Genomic DNA, 19325 nt, shown 5'->3' with positions numbered 1-19325 from the left:
TGTTAAAAATTAGCGTAAATTATATTTTCACGCTTTACTCTGACGGGCGGAATGAGGTTACGCGGCCAAGCCGATACTGACAGCTCAAGGGGACGATTAGGGCTGCTAATATTCGTCTTCGATATTCAGTGCAGATTTGATCTGGTCAAAGTCGAACCCACGGGATTGCATAAAGCGAAAGCGACGGGCTTTTTCTTTTGGGGTATCCATTTCACTCGCTCCAAACTTACGCTGCGCGACTTCACAGGCAAGTTCATACCAATCAATCTCACACTCATCCGCCGTTTGGCTGACAATCGCATGATGGATTCCCTTAATGTGCATTTCCTGCTCAATCCTGAGCCACCCCCACCCCTTGGCGATACCATTTTTCATGATCATTACCGCATAGCGGGCATCATCAAGCCAGTTATAGTCCTGGCAAAAAGCAATGGCCTCGCTAACATCCGGCTCACTGTATCCCCGCATGATTAACTTCTGTCGCAGCTCCTTCTCGGCATGGTCGCGGCGCGACAGGTAGCCAACCGCGGCTTGTTTGGCACTCAGCTTGGGTGCTTGCTTTCTCATTAGCCTTACCTCGATACGAAAAACGGGCCATGTACCAAGTACAGAGCCCGTTCTAATTATCTCGCTTCAGCAAAATTAAAGCGAGATAATGGTATGCTGATTAGCGTGTCGCTTAGAACGCCTGATCTTCCTCAGCATCAGCCATTTCAGCACTCTCTTCCTGTGCTGCTGGCGTTGTCAGCAGAAGGTCGCGCAATTTCTTCTCAAGCTCTTCTGCAATTTCAGGATGCTCACTCAGGTACTTACAAGCGTTTGCCTTGCCCTGGCCAATTTTGTCGCCCTGGTAGCTATACCAAGCGCCCGCCTTTTCAACCATTTTGTTTTTCACGCCCAGGTCAACCAACTCGCCTAGACGGTTGAAGCCCTGACCGTAAAGGATTTGGGTTTCAGCTTGCTTGAACGGTGCAGCAATCTTGTTCTTCACAACCTTAATGCGGGTCTCGTTACCGACGACCTCATCACCATCTTTGATGGCACCGGTGCGGCGGATATCAAGGCGAACAGAAGCGTAGAACTTCAGAGCATTACCACCAGTGGTGGTTTCAGGGTTACCAAACATCACACCGATCTTCATACGGATCTGGTTGATGAAGATGCACATACAGTTCGATGCTTTCAGGTTACCGGTGATCTTACGCATCGCCTGCGAAAGCATACGCGCCTGCAGACCCATGTGGCTATCACCCATCTCGCCTTCGATTTCGGCTTTAGGTGTCAGTGCTGCCACGGAGTCGACAACCAAAATATCAACAGCACCAGAGCGAGCCAGTGCATCAGCAATTTCAAGCGCCTGCTCACCAGTATCTGGCTGAGAAACCAGCAAGTTGTCAATATCAACACCCAGTTTTTGTGCGTAGATAGGGTCTAGAGCGTGCTCTGCATCGATGAATGCACAAGTCTTTCCTTGCTTTTGAGCTGCCGCGATAACTTCCAGCGTAAGCGTTGTTTTACCCGATGATTCTGGGCCATAGATCTCAACGATACGCCCCATTGGTAAACCACCGGCGCCAAGTGCGATATCAAGAGACAGGGAGCCCGTCGAAACGGTTTCGATATCCATGGTACGGTTATCGCCCAACTTCATGATGGAACCTTTACCGAACTGCTTTTCAATCTGGCCTAACGCTGCGGCAAGAGCCTTCTGTTTGTTGTCGTCCATTCGACTCTCCAACGGATGCTTTAATTAAGTACTGATAATGATGATTAGTATACTGTCTATTCATACAGTGTCTAGCACTGGATGAAATTTTTTTTTGCTCAGCGGCGAGCCGCAACATGGTGGTATTTATCCTCAGCCCAGTTGCTGCATGCGCTGCAACATACCAGATAAAGATTTTTCAACAGCTTGCTGTCTGACGGCATTGCGATCCCCGTCAAATAAACAGGTTTCGATTTCCATCCAGCCGGTCTTGTCCGCCCAGGCAAAGCAGACCGTACCAACCGGCTTCACCTCTGTACCACCACCTGGGCCGGCAATACCGCTAATCGCCACGCTAATGGTTGCCGCCGAGTGGCTTAATGCGCCGGATGCCATCTCCCGAACAACCTGCTCGCTCACGGCACCATGGCTGTCCAGCGTTGCCGCCGCCACCCCCAGCATCTGCTGCTTGGCTTCATTGCTATAGGTTACGAACGCCCGGTCAAACCACCCCGAGCTCCCGGCAATATCGGTGATCGCGCTAGAGACACCACCACCGGTACAAGACTCCGCCGTTGTCGCCACCCATCCATGTCGGTTTAATGCATCGCCGAGCTCTTGCGCCAGTTGCTGTATTATCGCCATTTCGCCTCCTTCATTCTGCATGCCAACCATACTCCGCAAACAGACTGTCAGCAACCGTATCCAACGGTATTGGCTCACGGAAAATAGTACCGAAAGATAGCAATTGCCACTTTGCCCCCCAGCCCGATTCACGTATCCTAAGCCCCCAGAAATTTACCCGGTACGTTTCAATCCCGGCACAAATCAAGCAGGCAATATCGTGACAGTGAAAGGTTTAGAAAAGCACACCCCCATGATGCAGCAGTTTTTGAGGATCAAGGCCGAAAACCCTGATGTCCTACTGTTTTATCGGATGGGCGACTTCTACGAACTATTTTTTGATGATGCTAAACAGGCTTCTCAGCTGCTGGATATTTCCTTGACCAAGCGCGGGTCTTCAAACGGCCAGCCGATCCCCATGGCAGGCGTGCCATACCATGCCGTTGAGGGCTACCTGGCCAAGTTGGTTCAGCAGGGCGTCTCGGTGGCCATCTGCGAGCAGATCGGCGATCCAGCCACCAGCAAAGGACCCGTTGAACGCCAGGTCGTTCGTATTGTGACCCCGGGTACGGTCAGTGACGAGGCACTGCTCAACGAGCGTCGTGACAACCTGATTGCCGCCATTTATCAAAACAGTAACGGGTTTGGCTATGCGACGCTGGATATTACTTCCGGCCGCTTTATGCTCACCGAACCTGAAACCGAAGAAGCCATGCAGGCAGAATTGCAACGTACCAGCCCGGCTGAATTGCTGTACCCGGAAGACTTTGCCCTGCCTGGACTATTACAGTCATTAAGCGGCACCCGCCGCCGCCCGGTATGGGAGTTTGACCTAGACACCGCCCGCCAGCAGCTGACAATGCAATTCGGCACCCGAGACCTGGTTGGTTTTGGCGTCGAGAACGCAGAGCGCGGCCTGTGTGCCGCGGGCTGTCTGCTGCAATATGTTAAAGACACCCAGCGTACCGCCTTGCCCCATATCCGAGCGATCACCCAGGACAACAAAGATCATGCCGTTATCCTGGACGCGGCAACCCGACGTAACCTAGAGCTGACCCAGAACCTGGCCGGCGGCTTTGACAATACCCTGGCATCGGTACTGGACCATACGGCGACACCTATGGGTAGCCGCCTGCTAAAACGCTGGCTGCACCAGCCTATCCGCGATCCACAACAGCTCAACCACCGTCTTGACGCCATTGCTGCATTCAAGGATACCGGTCTGTTTACCGATGTCGCTGGTGTGCTCCGCCATATGGGCGATCTGGAACGCATCTTGGCCCGCTTGGCCCTGCGTTCGGCCCGCCCGCGCGACCTCGCCCGTATGCGTACTGCGCTGCAGCACCTGCCGGAAGTGGCAGAGCTGCTGGCCGAGGTCGAACAGCCCCGCATCGGAGAGCTGGCACAGTATGCCGCTCCGATGGATGAACTTTGCGAACTACTTGAACGTGCCATTATCGAAAACCCGCCCGTAGTGATCCGCGATGGCGGCGTTCTGGCACCGGGGTATAACGCCGAGCTGGATGAATGGCGGGACTTGGCAGACGGCGCATCGAAATACCTCGATGAACTCGAAGCCCGTGAACGCGAACACCACGATATCGATAGCCTGAAAGTCGGCTTCAACCAGGTCCATGGTTTCTTCATTCAGGTCAGCCGTGGCCAGAGTCATTTAGTTCCTAGCCACTATGTACGTCGACAGACTCTGAAGAATGCCGAGCGCTATATCATTCCGGAACTAAAAGAACACGAAGACAAGGTACTGAACTCCAAGTCAAAGGCACTCGGACTAGAGAAAAAGCTATGGGAAGAGCTGTTTGATAAACTACTTCCTCACCTCGAACAACTGCAGAATGCGGCCAGCGCGCTATCGGAGCTGGACGTACTGGCCAACCTGGCAGAACGCGCCGATACGCTGAACTACTGCCGCCCCGAGCTAACTAGCGAAACTGGCATTGAAATTAGTGCTGGTCGTCATCCCGTTGTCGAGCAGGTACTGAGTGAGCCGTTTATCGCCAACCCAATTGCCCTGCACAACGATCGCCGGATGCTGATCATTACCGGTCCGAATATGGGGGGTAAATCGACATATATGCGTCAAACGGCACTGATCGCCCTGATGGCTCATGTCGGCTCGTTTGTTCCGGCTGAGTCGGTCAAGATCGGCCCGCTGGATCGCATCTTTACCCGTATTGGTGCATCGGATGATCTGGCCTCTGGTCGCTCGACCTTCATGGTTGAAATGACCGAAACGGCCAATATCTTGCACAATGCCACCCAGAACAGTCTCGTCCTGATGGATGAAATCGGCCGTGGTACCAGTACCTATGACGGCCTGTCCCTCGCCTGGGCGAGTGCCGAGTGGCTGGCTGAAAAAATTGCCGCCATGACGCTGTTCGCAACCCATTACTTTGAGCTGACCGAGCTCCCGTCAATGATGGAAGGACTTGCCAATGTTCACCTCGATGCGGTCGAACACGGTGACGAAATCGCCTTCATGCATGCGGTGCAGGAAGGGGCTGCCAGTAAGTCGTATGGTTTGGCTGTTGCGAGCTTGGCAGGGGTGCCCAAATCGGTGATCAAGCGTGCAAAAATCAAGCTGCAGCAGCTAGAAACCAGCGGCCACCAGCAGGCGGTGAAATCACCGTCTTCGGCACCAAAGGAAGAGCACCAGCTTACCCTGCTACCAGAGCCAAGCGAAGTGGAAGAAGCGTTGGCAACCCTGAATCCTGACGAGCTGACGCCGCGACAGGCCCTTGATGAGCTGTACCGATTAAAGGCTCTTCTCTAAACAAGGGCTGTATAAATTGGAAAAACAAAAAGGACGCATTTTGCGTCCTTTTTTATACCTGACTTACGATATTTAACCGTTTACTTATCACTTATCACTTAAAGTTCCTGAGTAAACAGCGACTCGATATTTAAGCCCTGGTGAGTCAGCATGTCACGTAAACGACGCAATCCTTCAACCTGAATTTGGCGTACTCTCTCACGAGTCAGACCAATCTCACGCCCAACATCTTCAAGCGTCGAGGCTTCATAGCCTAGCAGGCCGAAGCGACGGGCCAACACCTCACGTTGCTTGGGGTTCAGCTCCTGCAGCCAAGTTACGATCGAGGTTTTAATGTCATCATCCTGAGTCGATGTCTCCGGGCCCCCGCTTTTCTCATCGGGAATAATATCCAACAGAGCTTTTTCCGAGTCACCGCCAATCGGATTATCCACCGATCCTACTCGCTCATTCAGGCGTAGCATACGATTGACATCATCAACAGATTTATCAAGCTTCAGGGCAATGTCTTCAGCCGTCGGCTCATGATCCAACTTCTGCGCCAACTCTCGGGCAGTTCGTAGGTAGACATTCAACTCTTTGACAACATGGATCGGCAGGCGGATGGTACGGGTTTGGTTCATGATAGCCCGTTCAATAGTCTGACGGATCCACCAAGTTGCGTATGTGGAAAAACGGAAACCACGTTCAGGGTCAAACTTTTCAACCGCACGGATCAGGCCGAGGTTACCTTCTTCGACCAAATCTAACAGCGCGAGGCCTCGGTTACTGTAGCGGCGGGAAATCTTGACGACTAGACGCAGATTACTTTCGATCATTCGCTTACGGGCAACTTCATCTCCTCGTAGAGCTCGTCGGGCATAAAGGACTTCTTCTTCGGCAGTGAGTAACGGAGAAAATCCAATCTCACCGAGGTAAAGCTGGGTCGCATCCAGTGCTTTTTGCGTTGTTCCGTATTGCGAGATATCAACGTCTTCTGTGGTAGTTTCGGTGGCTGTGGCTTTTGTCTCGATCTCTGCTGAATCTAAATCCATCTCTTCATCAAAATCAAAACTTTCGATATTTGTAGCAGTATTGCTTCTACTCATAGCGCCTCCCAGATGGCGAGTTAGCAAGACATTACAACTTTACTATGCCATGTTATCTACTTTGGCAAATACCTTAACGGGTTAACCGACTTGCCTTTGTAACGGATCTCAAAATGTAGGCGGACACTGTTGGTACCGGAGCTTCCCATTGAAGCAATCTTCTGCCCCGCTTTTACCGTCTGTTTCTCTTTGACCAACACATTATCATTGTGGGCATAGGCGCTGAGGTAGTCATCACTATGCTTAATGATTACAAGGTTGCCATAGCCACGTAATGCATTCCCCGCGTAAACAACGATCCCACCGGCTGAAGCCTGAACGGCCTGCCCTCTTTTTCCGGCGATATCAATACCTTTGTTACCGTTTTCAGCACTGGAGAAATTAGCAATCACCCGACCTTTTGTTGGCCATGTCCAACTGGCTACCTTATTGTTAGTCTTATCCGCCCTTTTTGTAACAACTTTGTTACTTTTTGAATTTTGAGAGTACTCTTTTGTGCGAGCAGGATCAACATCTTTATTGGTTGTTTTTTGTTCAACCGGCTTGGATTTTACTACAGGTTTTGGCTTCGGCTTCGGCTTCGGTTTTGGCGCCGGTGACTTACTTGCTGTTTTTACTGGGGGTTTAACAACAGCCACCGTGCCGGCCTTGCCATATTCAGGAGCAACATACTTCGGTTTCCAGAGCTGCAATTTCTGCCCGGGATAGATCGTATAAGGATGGGAAAGTTTATTGGAGGCGATGATATCTTTGACTTCACGTCCCGTAATATATGAAATGAAATACAAGGTATCCCCTTTATTCACCTCATAGTAGCTACCGCGGAAACTCCCTCTCTCCAGGCTGCCATAGTCTTTACCAATGCTGGCAACCGGGGCTGGGTTGTGGTTACTACAGGCAGACAACAGCAGGCAGACTACTGCCACTGTTGTCGTTCGCCAGTTCGCTTGCTTCACCACCTCGTTCATCAGGATCTACGCCAACTCTCCTGCAACCAAGGGGACAAAACGGACCGCTTCAATATCCTTAGAGAGATATTGATCACCCTGTCTCACTATCTGTTTCAGCACCTGGAACTCATCACCAACCGGAATGATCAAACGACCACCGTCAGCGAGCTGCGCCAGCAGTTCTAGCGGGATGATATCTGCCGCGGCCGTGACAATAATGGCATCAAATGGGCCTTTGCTTGCCCAGCCCTGCCAGCCATCACCGTGCTTGGTGGAAATATTATGCAGATCAAGCTGCTTGAAGCGACGCTTTGCCTGCCACTGCAACGCCTTAATCCGTTCGACAGAAAAGACATGATCAACCAGGTGCGCCAAGATGGCGGTCTGGTAACCGGAGCCCGTTCCAATCTCCAGCACCCGTGAGTGAGGCTTCAGATCAAGTAGCTCGGTCATTTCGGCCACGATGTAAGGCTGCGAAATCGTCTGACCACAGCCAATCGGCAACGCATTATTTTCGTAGGCTTTGTGGGATAAAGCCTCGTCAATGAACAGCTCTCTAGGAACAGCTGCCATCGCCTGCAAGACTTTATCGTTACGGATGCCCAGCTGATGCAAGTATGTCAGCAGGCTACGCCGTTCTTCCGCATAGTGCATCCTTAATCGGTCTCCACTTGTTTTATCCATTGTTCAATGCCGCTTATCGCATCATGCGCTGTCAAATCAACCTGTAGCGGCGTGATCGACACATGGTTATGCTCAATAGCATAAAAGTCAGTACCCGGTCCTGCATCCTGGCAAGCACCTGGGGGGCCCAACCAGTATATTGCCTTACCGCGGGGATCAATGGCCTTTTCCATTTTCTCAGCCCGGTGGCGAGCACCTAGCCGGGTCACCTGCCAGTCGCCCAGCTGCGAATACGGGACGTCAGGCACATTGACATTGATGATTTTATTGGTTGGCAAAGGCTGCTCCGCCAGTTTGCCGACAATCTCTTTGATAACCTGGGCGGCAGTATCAAAATGGGTCGAACCAACAAGGGAAACCGCAATAGCGGGTACACCAAGAAAATGCCCTTCCGTCGCAGCAGCAACGGTGCCTGAATAAAGGACATCATCCCCAAGATTTGCGCCGTGATTGATACCGGCAACGACAATATCCGGGCGATAGTCCAGCCATTCGTTCAATGCAAAGTGGACACAGTCCGTCGGCGTTCCCTCCACCGAAATCCGGCGATGGCCTTCTTCGCGAATACGCAGAGGATTATCTAAGCTGAGAGAGTTTGATGCACCGGAACGGTTACGGTCCGGTGCCACTACTGTCACTTCACCCAGCTCATTTAGCGCAGCGGCAAGTGTATTGATCCCTTCGGCAAAAATACCGTCATCATTACTGATCAGAATTCGCATGTTCGCCATCCTCTAGCTCACGCTCAATCATTAGCTCACGTACCACCGCTGTCGCAAAGCACCCGGCCGGTAGGGCAAACGAAACTACAATGTCTTCACCCTCTTGCTGCCATTCCATCTGTTGTGGCTTAAGCAGCAACAAACGGCGCTCATGGCGCATACGGTTATCGCGGATTAGCTTCAGCAGCAGCGGTTCCTGCTCAACAATACTCATCTCAAACGCCTCAGCGTCTGCGGCTGTTGGCAGGGCATTATCCCCCATCATTGGCGCAGTAATGGCCATTGTGCCATTGTCGATGGCAGCCTGCAGATCCGCAGAGGCGGACTCAGCAATTACACCGCGATCATCACCCTCTTGCAGCAGGCTGTCACCGGCAAGCAAAGTGTGCACCTTTTCCTGCTCGATTCGGTTTGATAGCACCATATTAAACAGCCAGGAGCGTGCGGCAGAAAGATAGAAGCTACGCTTGCTTTTGTCGCGAACCCGAAATTCGTCATTACCCCAGCTACGCGCTTTCACCACATTATTACCACCATGGCCAAAACGCTGCTCACCAAAGTAATTTGGCACGCCCTTCAGGGCCACTTGCTCTAGGCGGGCAATAACATCTTGCGGCTTATCCAATTCCGTCAAGCGTAACTGGAACCAATTGCCAATTAAATCACCAGGGCGTAACTTTTTGTCATGACGAGCAGTTTCCAGCACCTCAATACCTGGATGCTCAGCAACGAACTGGGTCAGATCCGGATCGGTTTTGCCTGGCAAATGAACACTTAACCATTGTTCGGTGACAGCATGGCGATCTTTCAGGCCAGCCCAGCTCACATCACGAGATTTAACCCCGCACGCTTTTGCTAGTTCATTGACCACATATTTGGTGTTCTCACCCGTTTTACGGATTTTCACCATGAAGTGTTCACCAGCTCCGGCAAACTCAAAGCCTAAATTTTCTTTGACGATAAAATGTTCAGGCAGGACTTTGAGTCGCCCCTGGCAGCCAGGTTTTCCGTATAACCAGTTAAAATTGTCCATTACTTTAGACATATATACACCGTTTGTTGTCAGCGATAACTATCGCTGCGAAACTCGCGCAATAACCTCACAGGAGATCATCACAGCGAGCATGAATTACTTATTGTTTGTTGATCAAGACCACTGCTTCACAAGCAATGCCTTCCTTGCGACCAGTAAAGCCTAATCGCTCCGAGGTTGTGGCCTTCACATTAATATTCTCAACGTCCGTTTCCAGATCATCGGCAATCGCCTGACACATCGCGTCAATATGCGGCGCCATTTTCGGAGCCTGGGCGATGATGGTGACATCCAAGTTGCCAAGACGATAGCCCTTGGCCTTTACTTTACTATAGACATCACGCAGCAAAAAACGGCTATCGGCGCCTTCCCATTCAGCATCTGTATCGGGGAAATGGCGGCCAATATCACCGGCTCCGATAGCACCAAGCAGGGCATCACATACGGCATGCAAGGCAACATCGCCATCAGAGTGGGCAATCAACCCCTGCTCGTAGGGAATAGCCACACCACCGATAATTACCGGCCCTGCACCACCAAACTTGTGTACATCAAAACCGTGTCCAATTCGCATCATGGCTAATCCTTCATTAACTGTTGTAGATAAAAACCGGCCAGCGCCAGGTCTTCAGGTTGGGTGACTTTGAGGTTGTCAGCCCGTCCCTTTACTAATTGCGGCACATAGCCACAAAACTCAAGGGCAGACGCCTCGTCGGTGATCACCGCGCCTTGGTCAAGGGCATGGCGCAGCGAGTCGCGAAGTTGCTTCACTCTGAACATTTGCGGCGTCAAGGCATGCCAGAGATTGTCGCGATCCACCGTCTCACGGATCCCCTGCTTCTGGCCTTGAGGCAATACAAAACCCCGCTTCATGGTATCGCGCACCGGCGCTGCCAAAATCGCCCCACACTCGCTTTGAGTTGCCGCGGCAATTAGCCTCTCCAGATCAATGAGCTGCAAACAGGGGCGAGCGGCATCATGGACCAGTACCCAACTATCGTCATCATCAATCGCCGCCAGGCCGGCAAAAACGGAATCGGCACGCTCAGCACCACCATCGACAATCGTGATCCGCGGATCATGTGCTAATGGCAAGGCCGAAAAATAAGGATCGCACTTGCTGATCGCAATGATCACTCGCTCGATAGCGGGATGGCTGAACAACCGATCGATTGTATGTTCTAAAATTGTTTTGCCTGCAATTTGCAGGTACTGCTTCGGACGGTCTGCCGCCATTCGGCTACCGACACCGGCTGCCGGTACTACCGCGGTGATCTTATCGGTCATGGGTAAGGTATTTCATTCTGGGTTAAAGGAATACCACTCTCGTAAGAGGCAACTTCTGAATCAAGAAGCGCAGGTATGTATCGGTATTATTCACCGACGATACGAAAGAAGGTTTCTCCCGGTTTTATCATCCCGAGCTCGTTGCGTGCACGTTCTTCGACCGCTTCCTGTCCACGGTGAAGATCATGAATTTCGGCATACATTTGTTGGTTTCGCTGCACCAGCTCGGCGTTTGCCAACTGCTGAACGGCAACATTTTTCTTCGCCGCCAAGTAATCCATCATGCCATTTTTGCCCAGCCAGAAATCATATTGAAGCCAACATAACACAGCCAGCAGCAAGACAGTCAACAAACGCATGCAACTCCCCGTTCTTTATCGTAATTAATTCAAATTCCGGGCAATTTATCTAACTAAAAGCACTACTGGCAGTGCCAGCCAGACTAACACTTTTAGTTAATGAAATTGCAATTGGCTAATAATCCCATAAAGCGCAGGATGTGACTAGCGTCTGTACTTTATTCGGACATAAAAAAACCGCCTCAAGGAGAGGCGGTTAGATACGATCAGGTGACAATATCACCCACAGGTTAAGCTAATAATTAAGCTTGACCTTTTACTTCTTTAAGACCGTTGTAAGGTGCTTTCTCACCTAGCGCTTCTTCGATACGGATTAGCTGGTTGTACTTAGCAACACGGTCAGAACGGCTCATAGAACCAGTCTTGATCTGGCCAGCAGCAGTACCTACCGCTAGGTCAGCGATAGTTGCATCTTCAGTTTCACCAGAACGGTGAGAGATAACAGCCGTGTAACCAGCATCTTTAGCCATCTTGATTGCAGCTAGAGTTTCAGTTAGAGAACCGATCTGGTTGAACTTGATAAGGATAGAGTTAGCTACGCCTTTCTCGATACCTTCAGCAAGGATCTTAGTGTTAGTAACGAACAGGTCGTCACCTACTAGCTGAAGCTTGTCACCTAGAAGTTCAGTCTGGTGCTTGAAGCCAGCCCAGTCAGACTCGTCCAGGCCATCTTCGATAGAAACGATTGGGTACTGGTTAGCAAGGTCTTGTAGGTAGAAGTTAAACTCTTCAGAAGTGAAGATTTTGCCTTCGCCTTTCATGTTGTAGTTGCCAGCTTCTTTGTCGTAGAACTCAGATGCAGCACAGTCCATCGCTAGAGTAACGTCTTTACCTAGTACGTAACCTGCAGCTTCAACCGCTTCTTTGATTGCAGCTAGTGCAGCAGCGTTTGATTCTAGGTTAGGAGCGAAACCACCTTCATCACCAACAGCAGTGCTTAGGCCTTTAGCCTTAAGAACTTTAGCTAGGTTGTGGAATACTTCAGCACCGATGCGTAGACCTTCTTTCAGAGTCTTAGCGCCAACTGGCTGAATCATGAATTCCTGGATGTCAACGTTGTTATCAGCGTGCTCACCACCGTTGATGATGTTCATCATAGGTAGAGGCATAGAGAACTGACCAGCAGTACCGTTTAGCTCAGCGATGTGCTCGTATAGAGGCATGCCTTTAGCAGCTGCAGCTGCTTTAGCATTCGCTAGAGAAACAGCTAGGATAGCGTTAGCACCGAAGTTTGATTTGTTTTCAGTGCCGTCTAGGTCGATCATTACCTGATCGATAGCAGCTTGGTCTTTAGCGTCTTTACCAACTAGAGCTTCAGCGATAGCACCGTTCACAGCTTCAACAGCTTTAAGAACGCCTTTACCTAGGAAACGAGACTTGTCGCCGTCACGTAGCTCAAGAGCTTCACGAGAACCAGTTGATGCGCCAGATGGAGCAGCAGCCATACCTACGAAACCGCCTTCCAGGTGAACTTCAGCTTCAACAGTTGGGTTACCACGTGAATCGATGATTTCACGACCTAGAACTTTAACGATCTTAGACATTGTGTTTCCTCTTGCTTTATCTTCAATTTAAAAGCTAAAAAAATAGCTGCAGCCATAACCGCTACAGCTATCCGTAATCCTTACTTATTCAGCTCACCGCGTTGGTTTTCGCCAGCCGCTTTTACAAAGCCTTCGAACAATGGGTGACCATCACGAGGCGTTGAGGTGAACTCAGGGTGGAACTGAGCAGCCACAAACCATGGGTGGTTCGGGATCTCAATAATCTCCACCAGCTTCTTGTCTGCAGATAGACCAGAAATCTTCAGACCTGCTTTCTCTAGTTTAGGCAGCAGGTTGTTGTTAACTTCATAACGGTGACGGTGACGCTCATGGATAGTTGGGTTACCGTATAGTTCACGCGCTTTAGAACCTTCAGCCAAGTGACAAAGCTGAGAACCCAGACGCATTGTTCCGCCTAGATCTGATTTTTCTGTACGCTCTTCCACGTTACCTTCGCCATCAACCCACTCAGTGATTAGGCCAACAACAGGGTTCTTAGTATCAGCGTCAAACTCCGTTGAGTGCGCGCCTTCAAGACCAGCAACATTACGTGCAAATTCAATCAATGCCACTTGCATACCCAGGCAGATACCCAGGTAAGGGATTTTGTTTTCACGGGCGTATTGTGCAGTCAGGATCTTACCTTCCACACCACGGCCGCCGAAACCACCAGGTACCAGAATCGCATCAAGCCCCTGAAGTGCTTCTGCACCTTTAGACTCAACATCCTGGGAATCAACATACTTGATCTTCACAGACAGGCGGTTCTTAAGACCTGCGTGCTTCAATGCTTCGTTTACTGACTTGTAAGCATCTGGTAGTTCAATGTACTTACCAACCATACCGATAACAATTTCGGCAGTTGGGTTTGCTTCTTCGTAGATCACCTGTTCCCACTCAGATAGATCAGCTTCTGGTGCTGTAATACCAAAGCGCTGACATACCAGGTCGTCAAGACCTTGAGCCTTAATAAGCTGTGGGATTTTGTAGATAGAATCTACGTCTTTCATTGAGATAACTGCTTTTTCCTGTACGTTACAGAATAGCGCGATCTTCGCACGCTCGTTAGCAGGGATCATACGGTCAGAACGACATACTAGAATGTCAGGCTGAATACCGATAGAAAGTAGTTCTTTAACCGAGTGCTGGGTTGGCTTGGTCTTAACTTCGCCTGCAGCAGCTAGGTATGGAACTAGTGTTAGGTGCATAAACATTGCACGCTCACGGCCTAGTTCAACAGCAAGCTGACGGATTGCTTCCATGAATGGTAGTGATTCGATATCACCAACCGTACCGCCTACTTCGACGATTGCTACGTCGTGGCCTTCAGCACCAGCAATTACGCGCTCTTTAATCGCGTTAGTGATGTGAGGGATAACCTGAATTGTGGCACCAAGGTAATCACCGCGACGCTCTTTACGTAGTACGTCCGCATACACACGGCCGGCAGTAAAGTTATTGCGCTTAGTCATTTTGGTGCGGATGAAACGCTCATAGTGACCTAGGTCAAGGTCAGTCTCTGCACCGTCTTCCGTAACGAATACTTCACCGTGTTGAATAGGGCTCATTGTGCCTGGGTCAACGTTGATGTAAGGGTCTAGCTTCATCATGGTCACGTTAAGACCACGTGCTTCTAGAATAGCCGCTAGAGATGCAGCAGCAATACCTTTACCTAGTGAGGATACGACCCCGCCCGTAACAAAAATATAATTCGTTGTCATGTTTAACCTGGAAGATTGGTGTAGAGGATATAAAAAGTATCTGGACGGGAAATTAGTATACCAGACACACTTTATCGCCACAACGTGAAAACTATCACAGCATTGATCGTTTTTTTTTGTTTCAAATCAAATATACCCAACAGCATGACTATCATCGCACTCTTGGTGTCGATATCCCAACCAAACCGGTGGAGAACCCCGCGGGCTAACGCTCCTGCTGTTTTACCTTATCCCACTCCCTATCGAGCATTTCCAGGGAGCAATCGTCGAGGCGCTTTCCTTGTTCTAGCACACTTTTTTCAACTTCGCGAAACCGCCGCTCAAATTTTTTATTGGCACGCTGCAGGGCAGATTCCGGCTTCACGGTAAGGTGGCGGCTAAGGTTTACGACAGCAAACAACAAATCCCCAACTTCTTCTTCGATCTTATGCTGATCAGGTGACACTTGGATGACTTCATCCATCACTTCGTCAATTTCCTCCCTGACCTTTTCGACAACCGGCCCGACAGTATTCCAGTCAAAACCGTGCTTGGAGCAACGCTTTTGGATCTTGTCTGCTCGGATAAGCGCCGGCAACGCCTTAGGGATATTAGCCAAAATACTGGTGTCTTCGCTTTTGGCCTCGCGCTCTTTGGCTTTCTCTGCTTCCCAGTTGGCATTGATTGCCTCATCGTCTTCAAATTCGGTCTCGCCAAATACATGGGGGTGGCGACGAGTCAGCTTTTCATTAATCCCGGCAACCACATCATCAAAGTCAAATAATCCCTGCTCTTTGCCCAACTGGCTGTAGAAAATCACCTGGAACAGCAGATCCCCAAGCTCTTCCCGCACGTCATTCCAGTCCTGCTGCTCAATCGCATCTGCCACCTCATAGGCCTCTTCGATGGTATGCGGCACAATCGACGCAAAGTCCTGCTTGAGATCCCACGGACAGCCTTTTTGCGGATCCCGCAATGTCGCCATAATCTCAATAAGCTGTTCGATCGGTGTTTGCTGTTTATCGCTCATAGTTACTATTCTTTTTGTCTCTAACGTTAAAAAAACGGGTAGCACAATGCTACCCGCTTCTCCGATTATTAGGTTCTAGCAAGATACTAGTAGAGGCGCTTGGCCTCTGCCACATCCTTGACCTGCTCTATGCGTTTGACGACACGACTCAAGACTTCCAGATCGGTCAGTTCAAGATCGAAGTCCATGATTGACATCTGTTTCTTAAAGTCGATACGGCTCTTCATCCCGGCCACTTTAACTTTTTCATTGGCAAAGGTATTCGTTAGCTCCTTGATCAAGCCGTTACGTTCTGACGCCGTCACCCGAACCGTGATGTTGTAATTACCAACAAAACCACCGCCCCACACCGTATCAATGATCCGCTCCGGTGCATGATGACGCAGCTCTTCCAGCTGCTCACAATCACTACGATGAACAGAGATCCCCCGCCCCTGAGTCACAAAGCCCTGGATCTCGTCGCCCGGAATTGGCTGGCAGCAGCGTGCCAGGTGGGTCATAAGGTTATCAACCCCTTCCACCACCACGGCATCACGCTGCGGCTTCTTACTGGTTTCCGCCTTGATCCTTGCCTCGGCCAATTTTTCCAGCAGCTGCTGATCTTCTTCAGCGGCGGTCGGCTTGTTGACCAACGCATTGATATGGTTAATCACCTGGTTGATACGCAGATCGCCGCTTCCCACCCCGGCATACAGCTCCACAGCCGAGTTGACGTTGAAACGCTTAAGGGCGTAGGCTTCCGCATCTTTCAGGGTCGCACCAATCTTTGCCAGCTCGGTTTCGAGGATCTCACGTCCGGCAGCAATATTCTTGTCACGATCCTGCTTGCGGAACCAGGCGTGTACCTTGGCACGTGCCCGACTGGAAGTAACGAATCCCAGGTTTGGGTTTAGCCAGTCGCGTGATGGATTCGGCTCTTTCTGGGTAATGATCTCGACCTGCTCGCCCATTTGCAGGTGATAGGTAAAGGGCACGATGCGGCCTTCAACCTTGGCACCGATGCAGCGGTGCCCGACCTCGGAGTGAATGTGGTAAGCAAAGTCCAGCGGCGTCGCATTGAGCGGCAGATCAACCACATCGCCTTTTGGTGTAAAGGCATACACGCGGTCATCAAATACCTGGCTCCGTAACTCATCCAGCATTTCACCAGAGTCAGACATCTCCTCTTGCCATGCCAGAAGCTTACGCAACCAGTTAATCTTTTCGTCGTACGATGACTTCGCCCCGCCTGCCGATCCTTCCTTGTACTTCCAGTGCGCCGCCACCCCAAGCTCGGACTCTTCATGCATTTGCTTGGTACGGATCTGGATTTCGATGGTCTTGCCTTCCGGCCCCAGCACAACGGTATGGATAGATTGGTAGCCATTCGGTTTAGGGTTCGCCACATAGTCATCAAACTCTTTTGGCAGGTGACGATACTTAGTATGCACCACCCCCAGCGCGGCGTAACAATCTTGCAGCTGATCAGCAATAATACGGACCGCACGCACATCAAACAGCTCATCGAAGGCCAAACTTTTCTTCTGCATCTTGCGCCAGATGCTGTAGATATGCTTCGGTCGCCCCTGCACTTCCGCATTGATATTTGAGGCTTTCATTGATTCATCTAAGTCTGAGACGAAGTGATCAATATATTGCTCACGGTCAATACGCCGCTCAGATAACTGCTTAGCTATCTGTTTGTAGGTATCCGGCTGACGGTAACGAAAAGCGTAGTCTTCGATTTCCCATTTCAGCTGGCCGATCCCCAGACGGTTGGCCAACGGGGCATATATATTGGCACATTCTTTAGCGGCAGCACGACGAACCTCATCCGGCTCGTCCTTCACTTCACGCAAATTACAGATCCGCTCGGCAAGCTTGATCACCACGCAACGGAAGTCATCCACCATCGACAGCAGCATACGACGGATATTATCCACCTGCGCCGACTGGGCTGCGCCCTCCGTCGTCGCATTCAACTGACCGATTGCCGCCATCTGGCCAACACCGGTTACCATCTGCAAAATCGTGGCGTTGTAATCTTCCTTGATCTGTTCATTATCATAAATGCCCGCTTCAAACAGCGGGAACAGGAGTGCAGCCACCAGCGTATCCTTGTCCATACTAAGGGTAACAAGGATCTCCACCATTTCGCGGCCACGCCATAGCAGTAATGGCGCTGACTCTTCCTCAGTCGTTAATTCGATACACCGTTGGTAAGTTTGCTTGAGGCGATTGGCCACTTTGGTATCTTGCTGCAAACTCTCAATCCAAGATGAAAGCTCAAATTTATTATTTTCCTTTAAATGCGCACCGCGAACTGCGACCATTTCTCTATCCTGTTTTGTTCTCTATTAATGTTGAATAAACACTACTTTTTGGTGCCCAGACTATTTTTTGTAAACAGGGCCATTGACTCTAAATGCCCGGTATGCGGAAACATGTCCAGCATTCCCAAGCGTTCCAACTGATAACCTTGTGTCAGTAATACCTGACTGTCGCGTGCCAGCGTAGCAGGATTACATGAAACGTAAACGACCCTTTCCGGGTTCAAGTTCACAACATGCTGCATCACACCGGCAGCACCGGCCCGTGCAGGATCGAGCAAAATTTTGTTAAAGTGTTCTTGTGCCCATGGCATCGCCGTTACATCCTGCTCCAGGTTTGCCTGGTAAAAACTGGCATTATCCTGCTGATTTATCTGTGCATTCTCTGTGGCACGATGCACCATCTCATCAACACCTTCAACACCGACCAGCGCATTTGCTCGTTTTGCCAGCGGCAGGCTGAAATTACCCAGGCCACAAAATAGATCCAACACCCGATCCTCAGGCTCGACACCCAGCCAGTCTACGGCTTGCTGCACCATCTGCTTGTTGACCTCCCGGTTGACCTGAATAAAGTCCTTCGGAGAAAAATACAGTTTCAGTCCGTCAAGTTCATAATACGGAGCCTGACCAGAAATTCTATCGATTGAATCAGAAGTTGGGGCTAAATAAAGAATAACATCATGCTGCTCAGCAAATTGACGTAATAAGGTCATATCTTTGTCATTAAACGGCTGAAGATGGCGAATTAGTACCACTCGACCATTATCCGCCTCCACCAGCTCAACATGGCCAAGGTGCTTTTGCCCCTTTAGCTGGCTTAACAGACTACGTAATGGCGGTAAAAGTTCATTTAATGACTGTGCCAGCACCGGGCAGTGCTCAACATCAACAATCTCTTTGCTCTGCTTTTTGCGAAAACCAAACTGTAGTTTCCCAGCCCCCGGCTTGATACTGAACCGAGAGCAACGACGGTAATGGAGTTCTCTATCGACAATCGGTGCCGACTGAGTAAAAACCTGCTGGCTTTCGGTTGCGGCAAACTTGCTCATCAGCTCGCCCAGCGATTGCTGCTTCGCTTCAACCTGGCCCGAATGGGATAAATGTTGTAAGTTGCAGCCGCCGCACTGGTCATAGATCGGGCAATGCGGTTTAATACGTGCCTGACTATCAGCAAGACGCTTTATCACTTTGGCACGCGCATACTGCTTCTTGTCTTCTGTCAGCTGAACCAGCGCCTTTTCGCCCGGCAATAAGCCATCGACAAAGACCGGTTTTTTATTGATATGACCAATACCTGCGCCAAGATGATCTAAGCGGCTGATGGCGATTTCTTTGTGTTTGGTATCGGTTACTTTTCGTTTTTGAGGCTTAAAAAAGCGTGCCATAGTGTTTTGACTCACGGAACAGATCGACCAAACTGAGTGATGCAACAGACAGTTTGGCATTAGTTGATTGTCGAATAGCCCTAGTTTCATTAAGCTAGCGGCCACAGATGG

General features: G+C 50.3%; 17 protein-coding genes. 1 reads left to right on the top strand and 16 read right to left on the bottom strand.

Going from position 1 to position 19325, the window contains the following annotated elements; translation table 11 throughout:
• Positions 1 to 105: 105 nt before the first annotated feature.
• From recX to MD588_RS17590, 3 genes are all read right to left on the bottom strand, one after another.
• The gene (gene recX, locus MD588_RS17600; protein ID WP_265698847.1) at positions 106 to 567 is read right to left on the bottom strand and encodes a recombination regulator RecX; all 462 of its coding nucleotides are present in this window, start codon (positions 565 to 567) and stop codon (positions 106 to 108) included.
• Positions 568 to 679: 112 nt separating this feature from the next.
• Positions 680 to 1726, bottom strand: a complete 1047-nt coding sequence (gene recA / locus MD588_RS17595; protein ID WP_265698846.1) for a recombinase RecA — start codon at positions 1724 to 1726, stop codon at positions 680 to 682.
• 132 nt (positions 1727 to 1858) lie between these two features.
• Positions 1859 to 2350 carry a CinA family protein gene (locus tag MD588_RS17590; protein WP_265698845.1) on the bottom strand — a complete coding sequence of 164 codons (492 nt, stop codon included), beginning with the start codon at positions 2348 to 2350 and terminating at the stop codon, positions 1859 to 1861.
• 205 nt (positions 2351 to 2555) lie between these two features.
• On the opposite strand from MD588_RS17590, the gene mutS reads away from it, so the two are divergent.
• Positions 2556 to 5120 (top strand): DNA mismatch repair protein MutS, encoded by a 2565-nt coding sequence (gene mutS / locus MD588_RS17585; protein ID WP_456107236.1) that lies wholly within the window; start codon positions 2556 to 2558, stop codon positions 5118 to 5120.
• 98 nt (positions 5121 to 5218) lie between these two features.
• Here mutS and rpoS read toward each other — a convergent pair whose 3' ends face one another.
• From rpoS to rlmD, 13 genes are all read right to left on the bottom strand, one after another.
• Positions 5219 to 6208 carry an RNA polymerase sigma factor RpoS gene (gene rpoS / locus MD588_RS17580; RefSeq protein ID WP_265698842.1) on the bottom strand — a complete coding sequence of 330 codons (990 nt, stop codon included), beginning with the start codon at positions 6206 to 6208 and terminating at the stop codon, positions 5219 to 5221.
• A gap of 56 nt (positions 6209 to 6264) precedes the next feature.
• Positions 6265 to 7176, bottom strand: a complete 912-nt coding sequence (locus MD588_RS17575) for a peptidoglycan DD-metalloendopeptidase family protein (protein ID WP_265698841.1) — start codon at positions 7174 to 7176, stop codon at positions 6265 to 6267.
• 6 nt (positions 7177 to 7182) lie between these two features.
• On the bottom strand, positions 7183 to 7812 hold the full coding sequence (locus MD588_RS17570) for a protein-L-isoaspartate(D-aspartate) O-methyltransferase (protein WP_265698891.1): 630 nt from the start codon (positions 7810 to 7812) through the stop codon (positions 7183 to 7185).
• A 2-nt stretch (positions 7813 to 7814) separates the two neighbouring features.
• A complete protein-coding gene (gene surE / locus MD588_RS17565) occupies positions 7815 to 8564 on the bottom strand; it encodes a 5'/3'-nucleotidase SurE (RefSeq protein WP_265698840.1) in 750 nt (249 codons plus the stop codon).
• Positions 8545 to 9609, bottom strand: a complete 1065-nt coding sequence (gene truD, locus MD588_RS17560) for a tRNA pseudouridine(13) synthase TruD (RefSeq protein WP_265698839.1) — start codon at positions 9607 to 9609, stop codon at positions 8545 to 8547. Before truD ends, surE begins: the two co-directional genes overlap by 20 nt.
• 88 nt (positions 9610 to 9697) lie before the next feature.
• Positions 9698 to 10171: a 2-C-methyl-D-erythritol 2,4-cyclodiphosphate synthase gene (gene ispF / locus MD588_RS17555; RefSeq protein WP_265698890.1), complete on the bottom strand. Its 474-nt coding sequence runs from the start codon at positions 10169 to 10171 to the stop codon at positions 9698 to 9700.
• A gap of 5 nt (positions 10172 to 10176) precedes the next feature.
• Positions 10177 to 10884, bottom strand: coding sequence for a 2-C-methyl-D-erythritol 4-phosphate cytidylyltransferase (gene ispD, locus MD588_RS17550; RefSeq protein ID WP_265698838.1), 708 nt, complete (start codon positions 10882 to 10884; stop codon positions 10177 to 10179).
• An 86-nt stretch (positions 10885 to 10970) separates the two neighbouring features.
• Positions 10971 to 11243 carry a cell division protein FtsB gene (gene ftsB, locus MD588_RS17545; protein ID WP_265698837.1) on the bottom strand — a complete coding sequence of 91 codons (273 nt, stop codon included), beginning with the start codon at positions 11241 to 11243 and terminating at the stop codon, positions 10971 to 10973.
• 242 nt (positions 11244 to 11485) lie between these two features.
• Positions 11486 to 12787 (bottom strand): phosphopyruvate hydratase, encoded by a 1302-nt coding sequence (gene eno, locus MD588_RS17540; protein ID WP_265698836.1) that lies wholly within the window; start codon positions 12785 to 12787, stop codon positions 11486 to 11488.
• A gap of 80 nt (positions 12788 to 12867) precedes the next feature.
• Positions 12868 to 14508, bottom strand: coding sequence for a CTP synthase (locus MD588_RS17535; protein ID WP_265698834.1), 1641 nt, complete (start codon positions 14506 to 14508; stop codon positions 12868 to 12870).
• A 205-nt stretch (positions 14509 to 14713) separates the two neighbouring features.
• Positions 14714 to 15517 (bottom strand): nucleoside triphosphate pyrophosphohydrolase, encoded by an 804-nt coding sequence (gene mazG, locus MD588_RS17530; RefSeq protein ID WP_265698833.1) that lies wholly within the window; start codon positions 15515 to 15517, stop codon positions 14714 to 14716.
• An 86-nt stretch (positions 15518 to 15603) separates the two neighbouring features.
• Entirely contained in the window at positions 15604 to 17829 is a 2226-nt protein-coding gene (gene relA, locus MD588_RS17525) for a GTP diphosphokinase (protein WP_265698832.1), read from the bottom strand.
• Positions 17830 to 17870: 41 nt separating this feature from the next.
• Positions 17871 to 19214: a 23S rRNA (uracil(1939)-C(5))-methyltransferase RlmD gene (gene rlmD, locus MD588_RS17520; protein WP_265698831.1), complete on the bottom strand. Its 1344-nt coding sequence runs from the start codon at positions 19212 to 19214 to the stop codon at positions 17871 to 17873.
• Between the last annotated feature and the right edge of the window lie 111 nt (positions 19215 to 19325).

The organism is Photobacterium obscurum, from assembly GCF_026191635.1.
Lineage (GTDB): Bacteria > Pseudomonadota > Gammaproteobacteria > Enterobacterales > Vibrionaceae > Photobacterium > Photobacterium obscurum.
Note: the sequence above shows the minus strand (reverse complement) of the source record. Positions and strands in the feature narration are given on the sequence as shown.

Excerpts from the sequence above, each read along its gene's own strand:
- recX (WP_265698847.1), bottom strand. The coding sequence starts at position 567 with ATGAGAAAGCAAGCACCCAAGCTGAGTGCCAAACAAGCCGCGGTTGGC.
- recA (WP_265698846.1), bottom strand. The coding sequence starts at position 1,726 with ATGGACGACAACAAACAGAAGGCTCTTGCCGCAGCGTTAGGCCAGATT.
- MD588_RS17590 (WP_265698845.1), bottom strand. The coding sequence starts at position 2,350 with ATGGCGATAATACAGCAACTGGCGCAAGAGCTCGGCGATGCATTAAAC.
- rpoS (WP_265698842.1), bottom strand. The coding sequence starts at position 6,208 with ATGAGTAGAAGCAATACTGCTACAAATATCGAAAGTTTTGATTTTGAT.
- MD588_RS17575 (WP_265698841.1), bottom strand. The coding sequence starts at position 7,176 with ATGAACGAGGTGGTGAAGCAAGCGAACTGGCGAACGACAACAGTGGCA.
- MD588_RS17570 (WP_265698891.1), bottom strand. The coding sequence starts at position 7,812 with ATGCACTATGCGGAAGAACGGCGTAGCCTGCTGACATACTTGCATCAG.
- surE (WP_265698840.1), bottom strand. The coding sequence starts at position 8,564 with ATGCGAATTCTGATCAGTAATGATGACGGTATTTTTGCCGAAGGGATC.
- truD (WP_265698839.1), bottom strand. The coding sequence starts at position 9,609 with ATGTCTAAAGTAATGGACAATTTTAACTGGTTATACGGAAAACCTGGC.
- ispF (WP_265698890.1), bottom strand. The coding sequence starts at position 10,171 with ATGCGAATTGGACACGGTTTTGATGTACACAAGTTTGGTGGTGCAGGG.
- ispD (WP_265698838.1), bottom strand. The coding sequence starts at position 10,884 with ATGACCGATAAGATCACCGCGGTAGTACCGGCAGCCGGTGTCGGTAGC.
- ftsB (WP_265698837.1), bottom strand. The coding sequence starts at position 11,243 with ATGCGTTTGTTGACTGTCTTGCTGCTGGCTGTGTTATGTTGGCTTCAA.
- eno (WP_265698836.1), bottom strand. The coding sequence starts at position 12,787 with ATGTCTAAGATCGTTAAAGTTCTAGGTCGTGAAATCATCGATTCACGT.
- MD588_RS17535 (WP_265698834.1), bottom strand. The coding sequence starts at position 14,508 with ATGACAACGAATTATATTTTTGTTACGGGCGGGGTCGTATCCTCACTA.
- mazG (WP_265698833.1), bottom strand. The coding sequence starts at position 15,517 with ATGAGCGATAAACAGCAAACACCGATCGAACAGCTTATTGAGATTATG.
- relA (WP_265698832.1), bottom strand. The coding sequence starts at position 17,829 with ATGGTCGCAGTTCGCGGTGCGCATTTAAAGGAAAATAATAAATTTGAG.
- rlmD (WP_265698831.1), bottom strand. The coding sequence starts at position 19,214 with ATGGCACGCTTTTTTAAGCCTCAAAAACGAAAAGTAACCGATACCAAA.